Source organism: Pseudomonas sp. CAN1, from assembly GCF_030462585.1.
In the GTDB taxonomy this organism is placed as follows: domain Bacteria; phylum Pseudomonadota; class Gammaproteobacteria; order Pseudomonadales; family Pseudomonadaceae; genus Pseudomonas.
The window spans coordinates 508,568-523,684 of sequence record NZ_JASMRU010000002.1 but is presented as its reverse complement, the minus strand read 5'-3'; the positions used below and the strand labels follow the sequence as shown (position 1 = coordinate 523,684).

Below are 15,117 nucleotides of genomic sequence, written 5' to 3'. Positions count from 1 at the left end.
CGGTTATCGTTCTGGTAAGTTCGCCCGCTGCGAGCGCGGGGCCGGCGGTGCCGGAGAGGGACCATCCGCGAGAGGATTAGCGAAGTGAGAGGCGGTCATCCATGCCCACCAAAGCAAAGCAACAGAGCAGCCAACTGATTCGTGGCTTCGAGCCCTACCAGGAAACCAAGGGCGAGGAGTACATGAGTGATCGCATGCGCGCGCACTTCACCTCCATCCTCAACAAATGGAAAGTTGAGCTGATGGAAGAAGTGGACCGCACCGTGCACCACATGCAGGACGAAGCGGCGAACTTCCCCGACCCGGCCGACCGTGCCAGCCAGGAAGAAGAGTTCAGCCTCGAACTGCGCGCCCGCGACCGCGAGCGCAAGCTGATCAAGAAGATCGACGAGACCCTGCAGCTGATCGAAGACAACGATTATGGCTGGTGCGATTCCTGCGGCGTCGAGATCGGCATCCGCCGTCTGGAAGCCCGCCCCACCGCCACCCTGTGCATCGACTGCAAGACCCTGGCGGAAATCAAGGAAAAGCAACTGGGCTCCTGAGCCTGGTTGATCCCGAACGGGGCGCTGCGGCGCCCCGTTTCGTTTCTGCGCTTTATAGATAGTCTTCCAGCAGAGAGCTTCCATGCCCGCCTCCCGCTACATCGGACGCTTCGCCCCCACACCCAGCGGCTACCTGCACTTCGGTTCGCTGGTGGCCGCCGTCGCCTCCTACCTGGACGCGCGCGCCGTGGGCGGTAAATGGCTGGTGCGTATGGAGGACCTCGACCCGCCGCGCGAGATGCCCGGCGCCCAGGCGGCCATCCTGGAAGCCCTCGAACGCTACGGCTTCGAGTGGGACGGCCCGGTGGAGCGCCAGAGCCAGCGCGGCGACGCCTATGCCGCCCAGGTCGAGCAATGGCTGCGCAGCGGGCTGGCCTACGCCTGCACTTGCTCGCGAAAGCAGCTCGAAGGCAGCAACGGCATCTATCCCGGCACCTGCCGCGACGCCCAGCATGACTGGCACGGCGACGTCGCCATCCGCATCCGTGTGCCGGAATTGGACTACCGCTTCACCGATCGCCTGCAGGGCGAATTCCACCAGCACCTGGGCCGCGAAGTGGGCGACTTCGTCATCCGCCGCCGCGACGGGCTGTTCGCCTATCAACTGGCGGTAGTGCTGGACGACGCCTGGCAGGGTGTTACCGACATCGTTCGCGGCGCCGACCTGCTGGACAACACCCCGCGCCAGCTCTATCTGCAGGAGCTGCTGGGCATCGCCGCGCCGAGTTACCTGCACGTGCCGCTGATCATCCAGCCCGATGGGCACAAGCTCGGCAAGTCCTACCGCTCGCCGCCCTTGCAGGCCGACCAGGCCGCGCCATTGCTGGTGCGCGCACTCAAGGCGCTGGGCCAGAAGCCACCCGCCGAACTGCTGCAGGCCACACCACGCGAGGTGCTTGTCTGGGGTATCGCGCACTGGGATGTCACTGCCATCCCCCGCAGCCTGACGCTGGAAGACGCGCAGCTCTAGACTTGTACCCGTCCCCACCGGCGGCCGGCTTGCCGGCGACTGTGCGCACAGGTAGCCTGCCCGCCGAACAAAGAGAGAGACGACATGTACATCTACCGACTGGTGTTGCTCCTGGTCGTGGGCATCTACCTGTTCTCACCGGCCATCATGGACTGGTGGATCGATCCCCACGGCGCCTGGTACCGCCCGTATCTGCTGTGGCTGATCCTGATCGTCGTCACCTTCATCCTGCAGAGCCAGCGCGATGCTGACGAGCTTTAGCCTCACCCAGCTGATCCTGATCAGCGCCTCCTACCTGATGGTCCTGTTCGGCGTCGCCTGGATTACCGAGCGCGGCTTCATCCCGCGCCGGCTGGTGCGCCATCCACTGATCTACACCCTGTCGCTGGGCGTGTACGCCAGCGCCTGGGCCTTCTACGGCACCGTCGGGCTGGCCTACCAGTACGGCTACGGCTTCCTGGCGATCTACCTGGGCGTCTCCGGCGCCTTCCTGCTGGCGCCGGTGCTGCTCTATCCGATCCTGCGGATCACCCGGGCCTACCAGCTGTCATCGCTGGCCGACCTGTTCGCCTTCCGCTTCCGCAGCACCTGGGCCGGCGCGCTGACCACGTTGTTCATGCTGATCGGCGTGCTGCCGATGCTGGCGTTGCAGATCCAGGCGGTGACCGACTCGATCAGCATCCTCACCCGCGAATCCGAGCCCAACCGCGCGGCGCTGGCCTTCTGCGCGCTGATCACGCTGTTCGCCATCCTCTTCGGCGCGCGCCACATTGCCACCCGCGAGCGCCACGAAGGGCTGGTGATGGCGATTGCCTTCGAGTCGCTGGTGAAGCTGGTGGCGCTCTGCTCCATCGGCCTGTTCGCCCTCTATGGCGTGTTCGGCGGGCCGGACGGCCTGGAAGTCTGGCTGCTGCAGAACCAGGAAGCCCTGAGCACCCTGCACACCCCGCTGGCCGAAGGGCCGTGGCGCACGCTGCTGCTGGTGTTCTTCGCCTCGGCCATCGTCATGCCGCACATGTTCCACATGACCTTCACCGAGAACCTCAACCCGCGCGCGCTGCTCAGCGCCAGCTGGGGCCTGCCGCTGTTCCTGCTACCGATGAGCTTGGCGGTGCCGCCGATCCTCTGGGCCGGCCTGCACCTGGGGGCTTCGACCAACCCGGAATACTTCACCCTCGGCCTGGGCATCTCGGTGGACAGCCCAGCCCTGGCGCTGACCGCCTTCGTCGGCGGCATCTCCGCCGCCAGTGGCCTGATCATCGTGATGACCCTGGCGCTCTCAGGCATGGTGCTCAACCACCTGGTGCTGCCGCTCTACCAGCCGCCGGCCGAAGGCAACATCTACCGCTGGCTGAAATGGACCCGCCGTGCGCTGATCGCCGCGATCATCATGGCCGGCTATGCCTTCTACCTGATGCTGGGCGCCGAGCAGGACCTGTCCAATCTCGGGATAGTCTCCTTCGTCGCCACCCTGCAGTTCCTCCCCGGCGCGCTGGCCGTGCTCTACTGGCCGACCGCCAATCGCCGCGGCTTCATCGCCGGTCTCGTGGCGGGCATGCTGGTGTGGGGCGCGACCATGCTCACCCCGCTGGTGGCGAACATGCAGAGCATCTATCTGCCGCTGTTCAACTCGCTCTACGTGCTCGACGACACCACCTGGCACCTCGCCGCGCTCGCCTCGCTGGCAGCCAACGTGCTGGTGTTCACCCTGGTCTCGCTGTTCACCGAAGCCAGCGATGAAGAGAAAGGTGCCGCCGAAGCCTGCGCCGTCGACAACGTGCGCCGCCCGCAGCGTCGTGAGCTGATCGCCGTATCTCCGCAGGAGTTCGCCAGCCAGCTGGCCAAGCCGCTGGGCGCGAAGACCGCCCAGCGCGAGGTGGAGCAGGCACTGCGCGACCTGCACCTGCCCTTCGACGAACGCCGCCCCTACGCCCTGCGCCGCCTTCGCGACCGCATCGAGGCGAACCTCTCCGGCCTGATGGGCCCGAGCGTGGCGCAGGACATGGTGGAAACCTTCCTGCCGTACAAGGCCAGCAGCGAAGCCTACGTCACCGAGGACATCCACTTCATCGAGAGCCGCCTGGAGGACTACCACTCCCGGCTCACCGGCCTCGCCGCCGAACTCGACACCCTACGCCGCTACCATCGCCAGACCCTGCAGGACCTGCCCATGGGCGTCTGCTCGCTGGCCAAGGACCAGGAAATCCTCATGTGGAACCGCGCCATCGAGGAGCTCACCGGGGTCAGCGCACAACGCGTGGTCGGCTCGCGCCTGGCCGCCCTGCCCGATCCGTGGCGCGGCCTGCTGGAAGGCTTCATCGACGCCCCCGACGAGCACCTGCACAAGCAGCGCCTGACCATCGAGGGCCAGACCCGCTGGCTGAACCTGCACAAGGCGGCGATCGAGGAGCCCCTCGCGCCCGGTAACAGTGGCCTGGTGCTGCTGGTCGAAGACCTCACCGAAACCCAGTCGCTGGAAGACAAGCTGATCCACTCCGAGCGCCTCGCCTCCATCGGCCGCCTGGCCGCCGGCGTGGCCCACGAGATCGGCAACCCGATCACCGGTATCGCTTGCCTGGCGCAGAACCTGCGCGAAGAGCGTGAAGGCGATGGCGAGCTCACCGAGATCAGCGGGCAGATCCTGGAACAGACCAAGCGCGTCTCGCGCATCGTGCAATCGCTGATGAGCTTCGCCCACGCCGGCGGCAAGCAGGTGGCGGCCGAACCGGTATGCCTGGCCGACGTCGCCCAGGAGGCCATCGGCCTGCTGTCGCTGAACCGACGCAGTGTCGACGTGCAGTTCTTCAACCTGTGCGACCCGGAACACTGGGTGGAAGGCGATTCCCAGCGCCTGGCCCAGGTGCTGATCAACCTGCTGTCCAACGCCCGCGATGCTTCCCCGGCCAACGGCGCGATCCGCGTGCGCACCGAGGCTTCCGAGCAGACCATCGACCTGATCGTCGAGGACGAAGGCAGCGGCATACCCAAGTCGATCATCGATCGCCTGTTCGAGCCCTTCTTCACCACCAAGGACCCGGGCAAGGGAACCGGCCTGGGGCTCGCTCTGGTCTATTCGATCGTGGAAGAGCATTATGGACAAATCACCATAGACAGCCCGGCTGACCCCGAACGCGAATGCGGAACCCGCATCAGCGTCACCTTGCCGCGGCATCCTGGCCCGACGGCCGAGCAGTAGACGAGCACGTCGAGAGAGCTGAATACATGGCACATATCCTCATCGTCGAAGACGAAACCATCATCCGTTCCGCCCTGCGACGATTGCTCGAGCGCAACCAGTACCAGGTCAGCGAGGCTGGCTCGGTGCAGGAAGCGCAGGAGCGCTACAGCATCCCGTCGTTCGACATGATCGTCAGCGACCTGCGCCTGCCCGGCGCCCCCGGCACCGAGCTGATCAAGCTGGCCCAGGGCACCCCGGTGCTGATCATGACCAGCTACGCCAGCCTGCGCTCGGCCGTGGACTCGATGAAGATGGGCGCGGTGGACTACATCGCCAAGCCGTTCGACCACGACGAGATGCTCCAGGCCGTGGCGCGCATCCTCAAGGATCGCCAGGAAAACCGTAACGCCCCCGCCGAAGCCCGCAGTAACGCCAAGGCCGCCGAGCGCAGCAGCGGTAACACCGCCGCCGCGGACGGCGATATCGGCATCATCGGCTCCTGCGCCCCCATGCAGGAGCTCTACACCAAGATCCGCAAGGTCGCGCCCACCGATTCCAACGTGCTGATCCAGGGTGAGTCCGGTACCGGCAAGGAACTGGTCGCCCGCGCGCTGCACAACCTGTCCCGGCGCACCAAGGCGCCGCTGATCTCGGTGAACTGCGCCGCGATCCCGGAAACCCTGATCGAATCCGAACTGTTCGGCCACGAGAAGGGCGCATTCACCGGCGCCAGCGCTGGCCGTGCAGGCCTGGTGGAAGCTGCCGATGGCGGCACCCTGTTCCTCGACGAGATCGGCGAACTGCCGCTCGAAGCCCAGGCGCGCCTGCTGCGCGTGCTGCAGGAAGGCGAAATCCGCCGGGTCGGCTCGGTGCAGTCGCAGAAGGTCGACGTGCGCCTGATCGCCGCCACCCACCGCGACCTGAAGATGCTGGCCAAGACCGGCCAGTTCCGCGAAGACCTCTATTACCGCCTGCACGTCATCTCGCTGAAGCTGCCGCCCCTGCGCGAGCGCGGCCCCGACGTGATGGAAATCGCCCGCTCCTTCCTGGCGCGCCAGTGCTCCCAGATGGGGCGCCAGGCGCTGACCTTCTCCCACGAGGCCGAACAGGCCATCCGTCACTACCCGTGGCCGGGTAACGTGCGTGAGCTGGAGAACGCCATCGAGCGCGCGGTAATCCTCAGCGAAAGCCAGGAAATCCCCGCCGACCTGCTGGGCATCGACATCGAGCTGGATGATCTGGACGACGACTTCGGTGATGACGGCGACCTGCGTCCGAGCAACGGCAGCGCCAGCAACCACGAGCCCACCGAGGACCTGTCGCTGGAAGACTACTTCCAGCACTTCGTCCTCGAACACCAGGACCACATGACCGAGACCGAGCTGGCCCGCAAGCTGGGCATCAGCCGCAAGTGCCTGTGGGAACGTCGCCAGCGCCTGGGTATCCCGCGCCGCAAATCGGGTGCTGCGGCGGACACGTAACAGGTCCCCACACTGTTACCGGGGACATGCTCCGTAACAAAGCCGGGTTCATCGGTAACGAAAACCCGGCTTTTTTGTGCCTGCGTTTTACGGGGCATTCCTCGCAAACCCTTGAAAAATAAGGATTCGCAAAAGTTGGCACGGCATCTGCTTTGTTATTGGTACAACAACAATAACAAGCACGACCAACTCAAAATAAGAACAAGACGAAACGACTCCAGCACAACAAAAACAAGATCGCGGAGGCGCAGCTAACTGATTCTTTTGGAGAAGGGTAGCCGTCGGGACCAGTCCCGCAACCAGTCAAGAAGAATAAAACTGTCTTGAGGCAGCACGCAAAACTGGTTGGACCGCAAGGTCATTGCTCACTCAGCGACCAAAGCAATCCGTTTGCTATTGAACCCTTCCAAGTGTGGAAGGTTCCCCGAAGCAGGTAGCTTCGAGGGTCGGGTCTACAAACAAAAACAACAAGCCCGGTAATCATAATAAAAACAAAGCACGCACCTATTTGGGGGGGAGCCTCGGCTCCCCCAGTAGCTTTCGCTACACCCTCTCCCCTCTCCCCCGCAAGTCCCTTTCTTCAGTTTTCTTCATCATCCCACCCCACAATGCTAGAATCGCCGCGGCGCAGACGGCATTCGATTTGCTGCCATTTGTTTCAAGGCAGCGGCAGACACCCGCTATCCTCCAGGAAACGCCGCAACCAAGCGGCTTGCCGAGACCTGCGTATGCCATCCATACACCTATTCCCGATAGTGCACACATGCTGAAAAAGCTGATCCAGTCCATCCGATCCCCACTGCGCCGTCCGCGCGCTGTCCGCACTACCCCGGAAGTCGTTGGCAATCATCAGCACTCGCTGCGGCGGGACCAGTTCAGCAGGAACGCGGTGAACGTCGTGGAGCGCCTGACCAAGGCCGGCTACCAGGCGTACATCGTCGGCGGCGGCGTGCGTGACCCGCTGCTGGGGATTCCGCCCAAGGACTTCGACGTGGCCACCAGCGCCACCCCCGAGCAGGTGCGTGCCGAATTCCGCAATGCACGGGTGATTGGTCGTCGCTTCAAGCTGGTCCACGTGCATTTCGGCCGCGAGATCATCGAAGTCGCCACCTTCCGTGCCAACCACCCGGTCACTGAAGACGATGACACCGATAACGCCCATGCCTCTCGCAACGAGGCAGGCCGCATCCTTCGCGACAACGTCTACGGCACCCTGGAAGACGACGCCCAGCGCCGCGACTTCACCATCAACGCCCTGTACTTCGACGTTACCGGCGAGCGCATCCTCGATTACGCCCACGGCGTACGCGATATCCGCAACCGCCTGATCCGCCTGATCGGCGATCCGGAGCAGCGTTACCTCGAAGACCCGGTGCGCATGCTGCGCGCCATACGTTTCGCCGCCAAGCTGGATTTCGAGATCGAGAAGCACAGCGCCGCGCCAATCCGCCGCCTGGCTCCGCTGCTCAACGAAATTCCCTCCGCGCGCCTGTTCGACGAGATTCTCAAGCTGTTCCTCGGCGGCAAGGCCGAGCGCACCTTCGAGCTGCTCAACGAGTACGACCTGTTCGCCCCGTTGTTCCCGGCTAGCGCCAAGGCACTGAAGGAAAACCCCGAATACGCCGGCAAGCTGATGCGCCGGGCCCTGGCCAATACCGACGAGCGCATTCGCCTGGGCAAGCCGGTCACCCCGGCCTTCCTGTTCGCTGCGCTGCTCTGGCCGGCCCTGCCCGCCCGTGTGCTGAAACTGCAGGAGCGCGGCATGCCGCCGATCCCGGCGATGCAGGAAGCCGCCCACGAGCTGATCCTCGAACAGTGCCGCCGCACTGCGGTGCCCAAGCGCTTCACCATCCCGATCCGCGAGATCTGGGACATGCAGGAGCGCCTGCCGCGCCGCCAGGGCAAGAAGGCCGACCTGCTGCTGGAAAACCCGCGCTTCCGCGCCGGTTACGACTTCCTCCTGCTGCGCGAAGAAGCCGGCGAGGAAACCGGTGGCCTCGGCGACTGGTGGACCGACTACCAGGACGCCAGCGACGGTGAACGCCGCGGCATGATCCGCAACCTGGCCAGCCAGCCGGAAGAAGGCGGCGCTGCACCGCGCAAACGCCGTCGTGGCGGCGCCAACCGCCGTCGCCGTGGCCCGCGCACCGAAGGCGCCAGCAGCGAATGAGTGAGCGCGTGTACATCGGCCTGGGCAGCAACCTCACCGAGCCGCGCCAGCAGCTGGAAGCCGCGCTGAAGGCGCTGTCACAGATACCCGCCACCAAGGTGGCGGTAGTCTCGCCGCTTTATGCCAGCGATCCGCTGGGCCCGCCGGATCAGCCGCGCTACGTGAATGCCGTAGCGGCGCTGGATACCGCCCTGGACCCGCTCGCCCTGCTCGATGCCCTGCAGGCCATCGAACTGGAGCAGGGCCGCGTGCGCAAGGACGAACGCTGGGGGCCGCGTACCCTCGACCTCGATATCCTGCTGTTCGGCGAACGTATCATCGACGAACCGCGCCTGACCGTGCCGCACTACCACATGCACGCTCGCGCCTTCGTGCTCTACCCGCTGGCGGACCTCGCCCCGCAACTGCGCCTCCCCGACGGGCGCAGCCTGCCAGAACTGCTCGCCGCCTGTCCGTTCACCGGCCTGGAGCGCCTGTCCTGAGGCATCCTGCGCCCCAGGCGTGGGGCGCACTGGCAGTAACGCCGTAACAGTCCGGTAACACCTGCAATTGACTTAGCCTTTTTCGATCCGGACTATAGGGCCCCGTTTGCCCCTGCCCGGCGCAGAACCGAGGACAATTTCATGCCTGATGTCACCCTGACCACCCTGCAAGGTCTCAAGCAAAGCGGCGAGAAGATCGCGATGCTGACCTCCTACGATGCCACTTTCGCCCACACCGCCAGCCTGGCCGGTGCCGAAATGCTGCTGATCGGTGACTCCCTGGGTATGGTCCTGCAAGGTCACGACAGCACGCTGCCGGTGACCGTGGAAGACATGGCCTACCACACTGCCGCGGTGAAACGCGGTAACAAGGGCGCGCTTATCGTCACCGACCTGCCGTTCGAATCCGGCACCTCGCTGGACCAGTTGCTGCGCGACTCGGTGAAGGTCATGCAGGCCGGCGCCCACATGGTCAAGCTCGAAGGCGGCGCCTGGCTCGCCGAGCCGATCACTCGCCTGGCCCAGATGGGTATCCCGGTGTGCGCACACCTGGGCCTCACCCCGCAGGCGGTCAATCTGTTCGGCGGCTTCAAGGTCCAGGGCCGCCAGGAAAACCAGGCGCGCCAGCTGCGTGCCGACGCCATCGCCCTGGAGCAGGCCGGTGTCGCCGTGCTGCTGCTGGAGTGCGTTCCCTCCGCCCTGGCCCAGGAAATCACCGAAGCCGTGAAAGTCCCGGTGATCGGCATCGGCGCCGGCAGCGGTACCGACGGCCAGGTCCTGGTGATGCACGACATGCTCGGCCTGTCGCTGTCCGGCCGTTCGCCGAAGTTCGTGAAGAACTTCCTCGAAGGCCAGCCCGATATCCAGTCCGCCTTCGCCGCCTACGTGAAGGCCGTGAAGGACGGCACCTTCCCCGGCCCGGAGCACGGTTTCGCCTGATGAATACAGTCAAGACAGTCCGCGAGCTGCGCGCCGCCGTGGCGCGCGCCCGTAGCGAAGGCAAGCGCATCGCACTGGTGCCGACCATGGGCAACCTGCACGCCGGCCACGCCGCGCTGGTGACCAAGGCCAGCCAGCGCGCCGACTTCGTGGTGGCGAGCATCTTCGTCAACCCGCTGCAGTTCGGCCCCAGCGAAGACCTGGACAAGTACCCGCGCACCCTCGCCGCCGACCAGGAAAAACTGCTCGGCGCCGGCTGCCACCTGCTGTTTGCCCCTACTGTCGAAGAGATGTACCCCGACGGCATGGAAGGCCAGACAAAACTGCACGTCACCGGCGTCTCCGAAGGCCTCTGCGGCGGCAGCCGTCCGGGGCACTTCGACGGCGTCGCCACCGTGGTCTGCAAGCTGTTCAACATGGTCCAGCCGGACATGGCGCTGTTCGGTGAGAAGGACTTCCAGCAGCTGGCGGTGATCCGCAAGCTGGTGCGCGACCTGAACCTGCCGATCCAGATCTTCGGCGAGGCCACCGTGCGCGCCGAGGACGGCCTGGCGCTGTCCTCGCGCAACGGCTACCTGAATGACGAGCAGCGCGCCATCGCGCCTGTCCTGCAGCGCACCCTCAAGCAACTGGCCGAGCGTATCCGCCAGGGCGAGCGCGACTTCCCCGCGCTGCTCGCCGAAGGCCGTCAGCAGATCGAACTGGCCGGCCTGCGCATCGACTACCTGGAAGCACGCGAGCCTGTCGGCCTGCGTACCGCCACGGAGCAGGACCATCAGCTGGTGATCCTGGTGGCTGCCTTCCTCGGCACCACCCGGCTGATCGACAACCTCGCCTTCAGCATCGACTGACACCCGCAAGCACCCGAACATCCGCCTCGAAGCCACGCCAGCCGTGGCCTTGAGCGGCTTCGGGTGCTCGGGCATACTCGCCCCGCATTCACGCCCCAGCCCAGAAAACCAAGAACAACAGGAGCCACGTCATGCAGAGCATCATGCTCAAAGCCAAGCTGCACCGCGCCGAAGTCACCCACGCGGTGCTCGATTACGAAGGCTCCTGCGCCATCGATGGCGAATGGCTCGACCTCGCCGGTATCCGCGAGTACGAACAGATCCAGATCTACAACGTGGACAATGGCGAGCGCTTCACCACCTATGCCATCCGCGGCGAGGAAGGTTCGCGGATGATCTCCGTCAACGGCGCCGCCGCGCACAAGGCCAAGGTGGGTGACCGGGTCATCATCTGCGCGTACGCTCAGTTCAGCGACGCCGAGCTTGAGGACTTCAAACCACGCATGCTGTATATGGCTGCCGGCAACGAACTGAGCCACACCAGCAACGCCATCCCGGTTCAGCTAGCCTGAGCCCCAGGCAAAGCCCGGAACCACCGGGCCATGCCGAGTTCCAAGCTTCGTTCAAACACGCACGTCTTACCCGAAGGTATGTCATGGAACACCACCTCACCCCGCTGGATGCCACGAAACTGGCGAGCTGGCAGGCATTGTCCGCCCACCGCCAGGAACTGCAGAACTTCACCATGCGCGAGGCATTCGCCCAGGACCCGGAGCGCTTCAAGCGCTTCTCCCTGAGCGCCTGCGGCCTGTTCCTCGACTTTTCGAAGAACCTGATCCGCCAGGACACCCTCGACCTGCTGGTGAAGCTCGCGGAAGAGGCGAAGCTGGGCGAGGCCATCGAGTCGATGTTCCGCGGCGAAGTGATCAACGCCTCCGAGCGCCGCCCGGTGCTGCACACCGCGCTGCGCCGGCCCATTGGCGACAAGGTGATGGTCGATGGCGTCGACGTGATGCCCGAGGTGCACCGCGTGCTGCACCAGATGACCGAGCTGGTCGCCGCCGTGCACAACGGCCTGTGGCGCGGTTACACCGAGAAGCCGATCACCGACGTGGTGAACATTGGCATCGGTGGCTCCTTCCTCGGCCCGCAGCTGGTTTCCGAGGCGCTGCTGCCCTTTGCCCAGAAAGGCGTGCGCTGCCATTACCTGGCGAACATCGACGGCAGCGAATTCCGCGAGATGACCGCCAAGCTCAATGCCGAGACCACGCTGTTCATCGTCTCTTCCAAGTCCTTCGGCACCCTGGAAACCCTGAAGAACGCCCAGGCCGCCCGCGCCTGGTACCTGGCCCAGGGCGGCAGCGAGGCCGAGCTGTATCGTCACTTCATCGCCGTTTCCAGCAACAAGGAAGCCGCCTCGGCCTTCGGTATCCGCCCGGAGAACGTGTTCCCCATGTGGGACTGGGTCGGCGGTCGCTACTCGCTGTGGTCGGCCATCGGCCTGCCGATCGCCATGTCGGTGGGCATCAACAACTTCAAGGAACTGCTGTCCGGCGCCTACAGCATGGACCAGCACTTCCTCACCTCGCCGTTCGAGAAGAACATCCCGGTCCTGCTGGGCCTGCTGGGTGTCTGGTACGGCGACTTCTGGGGCGCACGCAGCCACGCGATCCTGCCCTACGACTACTACCTGCGGAACATCACCGACCACCTGCAGCAGCTGGACATGGAGTCCAACGGCAAGAGCGTGCGCCAGGACGGCAGCCCGGTTTCCGCCGGCACCGGTCCGGTGATCTGGGGCGGCGTGGGCTGCAACGGCCAGCACGCGTACCACCAGTTGCTGCACCAGGGCACCCACCTGATCCCGGCGGACTTCATCGTTCCGGTGTCCAGCTACAACCCGGTGGCCGACCACCACCAGTGGCTGTACGCCAACTGCCTGTCGCAGAGCCAGGCGCTGATGGTTGGCAAGAGCCGCGCCGAGGCCGAGGCCGAACTGCGCGCCAAGGGCGTCGACGAAGCCGAAGTGCAGCGCCTGGCGCCGCACAAGGTGATTCCGGGCAACCGTCCGAGCAACACCCTGGTGATGGAGCGCATCAGTGCTCGTCGCCTGGGCGCACTGATCGCCATGTACGAGCACAAGGTCTACGTGCAGAGCATCCTCTGGGGCATCAACGCCTTCGACCAGTGGGGCGTGGAACTGGGCAAAGAGTTGGGCAAGGCGGTCTACGGTCGCCTGGTCGGCAGCGAGGAAAGCGCTGCCGAGGATGGTTCCACCCAGGGCCTGATCGACTTCTTCCGCGGTCGCCACCGCGGTTGATGGCACAGCGGACGGCTGCCCGGCCGTCCGCTATCTACCGGCAGAAGCGCTGCCGGTATTCTCCGGGCGTCACGCCCAGCGCCTGCCCGAAGGCGCGCCGCAGGTTGTACTCGCTGCCAAACCCGGCGCTCTGCGCCACCCGCTTGAGCGAAGCCTCTCCCGCCTCCAGCAGTTGGCAGGCGCTCTCCAGACGCAACTGCAGCAACAGCTTTGCCGGCGTCATGCCCATCTCTGCCTGGCAGTACCGGTGCAAGGTGCGCGAAGACATGGCCATCCACGCCGCCATGTCCTCCACATCCACAGGTTGCGCCAGGCGTTCGCGCAACCACTCCACCAGGCGCTCCAGCTGACCGCCAGCCGGCGCCTGCTGCGCCAGCAGCTGCGCGCTGAACTGACGCTGGCCACCCGGACGCTGCAGGTACATCACCAGCCCGCGCGCCACGCCCAGGGAGGCTTCGCGGCCGTGATCCTCCTCCACCAGGCTCAGGCACAGGTCCATGCCGGCGGTAACGCCTGCCGAGCTGTAGATAGCGCCGTCACGCACGAACAGCGCATCGGGTAACACTCGCAGCGAAGGGAACAGCCGTTGCAGCAGCTCGGTGTAACGCCAGTGGGTAACCACCGAGCGCCCGTCCAGCAACCCCGCCTGCGCCAGCAGGAAGGCACCCGTGCAAACCGAACAGCAACGAACGGCATGCGGGGCAGCCTGCGCCAGCCAGCGGGCAATCTCGCCCTGCTGCATGGCCGCCTGCACGCCGAAGCCGCCAGCCACCAGCAGCGTGCAACCGGCTACTTCCTGCGGATCGGGCAGCGCCAGGCTGGCCAGCTCCAGCCCAGTGCTGGAGCGCACCATGCCGCCGCCGGGCGATATGGCCCGCAGCTCATAGGCCGGCCTGGCGCCTGGCGGCAGTTGTTCGTCGACCGCGGCGAATACCTCCGCCGGCCCCGTGGCGTCCAGTAGCTGGAAGCCGGGGAAGACCAGCAGCAGAACCTGATGGGGAGTTCTCATCCAGGCTTTCTCAAAAAGGCTGACTGGCAGATATTCAACCATCACTGTCAGAAGCGACAGCAGCAAGCCGCGCAAACTGGTCTTCCCACCTGGAGATCGCCATGCGCCTTGCCCTGATCGTCCTGCTGCTTTTCAGCTTTACCGCCCAGGCCGGCGAAGAGATGCTGCCGCCCTACCAGCCAAGCCCCGGTCACGAGCGCCCTCTGGTCGCTGTGATAGCGCAGAACCGCATGACCGAGCTGGTGGACTACGTCGTGCCGCTGGGCGTGCTGCGGCGCTCCGCAGTGGCCCAGGTGCTCGCGCTGTCGACCGAACCAGGGCCGATCAACCTGATGCCGGCGCTGAAGATGCAGGCCGACGCCACGCTGGAGGAATTCCGCCAGCGTTATCCACAGGGGGCGGACTACCTGATCGTCCCGGCGGTGCATGACAGCGAAGACCCAGGCCTGCTGACCTTCATCCGCGAGCAGGCGGCCCTCGGTGCTACCGTCATCGGCATCTGCGACGGCGTGCTGGTGCTCGGCCAGGCAGGCCTGCTGCACGGCCGGCGCGCCACCGGGCACTGGTATTCGCGCCAGCAGCGCCTGGACGACTTCCCCGACGCGCGCTGGCAGGAGAATCGCCGCTACGTGGTGGACGGCCGGCTCATGACCACCTCGGGAGTCAGCGCCGCGCTGCCGGCCTCCCTGGCGCTGGTCGAGGCCATCGGTGGCTCAGCGAAGGCTGCGGCTCTGGCGCGGCAATACGGCGTGTCGGACTGGTCGCCGCAGCATGACAGCCAGCGCTTCAGTCTCGGCAGCGAGGGCTACCTGACGGCCGCCGGCAACTTCCTCGCACTCTGGGGCCACGAACGCTTCGCCGTGCCACTGCACACGGGCTTCGACGAAGTGAGCCTGGCGCTGGAAGTGGATGCCTGGGCCCGCACCTTCCGCAGCGAGGTGCTGGGTAAGGCCGCAGAGCCAGTCACCAGCGCAGGAGGTTTGCAATTCCTGCCAGAGCAGGCGGACGCCCTGCCCGAACTGCCGCGACCCAGCGGCAATGCCCTGCAGAACCTCGAATCCAGCCTCGCCGCCATTGCCACCCGCTACGGCGAGCCGACGCGCCGATTGGTCGCCGCCCAGCTGGAGTACTCGTCGCCGGAACGTTCCTCGCTCCAGGCACGTCGAAACAACATGGACAACCCTTGAACCCGCCTGGCCTTGCATGCACCCTTGAGGGCATCTCGGCTAAAC

General features: G+C 65.5%; 13 protein-coding genes. 12 read left to right on the top strand and 1 reads right to left on the bottom strand.

All coding sequences use genetic code 11. The annotated features are described in order from the left end of the window. Window positions 1–101 precede the first annotated feature (101 nt). The 11 genes from dksA (at window position 102) to pgi (ending at window position 12,876) form a co-directional block, all read left to right on the top strand. Window positions 102–545 carry an RNA polymerase-binding protein DksA gene (dksA, locus tag QO207_RS05360; protein ID WP_015478905.1) on the top strand — a complete coding sequence of 148 codons (444 nt, stop codon included), beginning with the start codon at window positions 102–104 and terminating at the stop codon, window positions 543–545. Between the two features lie 82 nt (window positions 546–627). Beyond that, window positions 628–1,515 (top strand): tRNA glutamyl-Q(34) synthetase GluQRS, encoded by an 888-nt coding sequence (gene gluQRS, locus QO207_RS05355; RefSeq protein ID WP_301531509.1) that lies wholly within the window; start codon window positions 628–630, stop codon window positions 1,513–1,515. 84 nt (window positions 1,516–1,599) lie between these two features. Continuing rightward, entirely contained in the window at window positions 1,600–1,776 is a 177-nt protein-coding gene (locus tag QO207_RS05350) for a hypothetical protein (protein WP_015478907.1), read from the top strand. Next, complete coding sequence (locus QO207_RS05345; protein ID WP_301531508.1) at window positions 1,760–4,711, top strand: sensor histidine kinase; 2,952 nt, start codon at window positions 1,760–1,762, stop codon at window positions 4,709–4,711. The genes QO207_RS05350 and QO207_RS05345 overlap by 17 nt, the downstream gene beginning before the upstream one ends. A 26-nt stretch (window positions 4,712–4,737) precedes the next feature. Beyond that, window positions 4,738–6,174 (top strand): sigma-54 dependent transcriptional regulator, encoded by a 1,437-nt coding sequence (locus tag QO207_RS05340; protein WP_301531507.1) that lies wholly within the window; start codon window positions 4,738–4,740, stop codon window positions 6,172–6,174. 763 nt (window positions 6,175–6,937) lie between these two features. After that, window positions 6,938–8,344 (top strand): polynucleotide adenylyltransferase PcnB, encoded by a 1,407-nt coding sequence (locus tag QO207_RS05335; RefSeq protein WP_301531506.1) that lies wholly within the window; start codon window positions 6,938–6,940, stop codon window positions 8,342–8,344. Beyond that, a complete protein-coding gene (gene folK / locus QO207_RS05330; RefSeq protein WP_301531505.1) occupies window positions 8,341–8,826 on the top strand; it encodes a 2-amino-4-hydroxy-6-hydroxymethyldihydropteridine diphosphokinase in 486 nt (161 codons plus the stop codon). Before QO207_RS05335 ends, folK begins: the two co-directional genes overlap by 4 nt. Window positions 8,827–8,967: 141 nt before the next feature. Beyond that, entirely contained in the window at window positions 8,968–9,765 is a 798-nt protein-coding gene (gene panB, locus QO207_RS05325) for a 3-methyl-2-oxobutanoate hydroxymethyltransferase (RefSeq protein WP_301531504.1), read from the top strand. Beyond that, window positions 9,765–10,616 carry a pantoate--beta-alanine ligase gene (panC, locus tag QO207_RS05320; protein WP_301531503.1) on the top strand — a complete coding sequence of 284 codons (852 nt, stop codon included), beginning with the start codon at window positions 9,765–9,767 and terminating at the stop codon, window positions 10,614–10,616. The genes panB and panC overlap by 1 nt, the downstream gene beginning before the upstream one ends. Window positions 10,617–10,747: 131 nt before the next feature. Further along, window positions 10,748–11,128, top strand: a complete 381-nt coding sequence (gene panD / locus QO207_RS05315; RefSeq protein ID WP_301531502.1) for an aspartate 1-decarboxylase — start codon at window positions 10,748–10,750, stop codon at window positions 11,126–11,128. Window positions 11,129–11,211: 83 nt separating this feature from the next. After that, window positions 11,212–12,876: a glucose-6-phosphate isomerase gene (gene pgi, locus QO207_RS05310; RefSeq protein ID WP_301531501.1), complete on the top strand. Its 1,665-nt coding sequence runs from the start codon at window positions 11,212–11,214 to the stop codon at window positions 12,874–12,876. Window positions 12,877–12,910: 34 nt separating this feature from the next. On the opposite strand, the gene QO207_RS05305 is transcribed toward pgi, so the two are convergent. After that, window positions 12,911–13,885 carry a GlxA family transcriptional regulator gene (locus tag QO207_RS05305; RefSeq protein WP_301531500.1) on the bottom strand — a complete coding sequence of 325 codons (975 nt, stop codon included), beginning with the start codon at window positions 13,883–13,885 and terminating at the stop codon, window positions 12,911–12,913. 101 nt (window positions 13,886–13,986) lie between these two features. On the opposite strand from QO207_RS05305, the gene QO207_RS05300 reads away from it, so the two are divergent. Next, window positions 13,987–15,072: a DJ-1/PfpI family protein gene (locus QO207_RS05300; RefSeq protein ID WP_301531499.1), complete on the top strand. Its 1,086-nt coding sequence runs from the start codon at window positions 13,987–13,989 to the stop codon at window positions 15,070–15,072. Window positions 15,073–15,117: the final 45 nt, after the last annotated feature.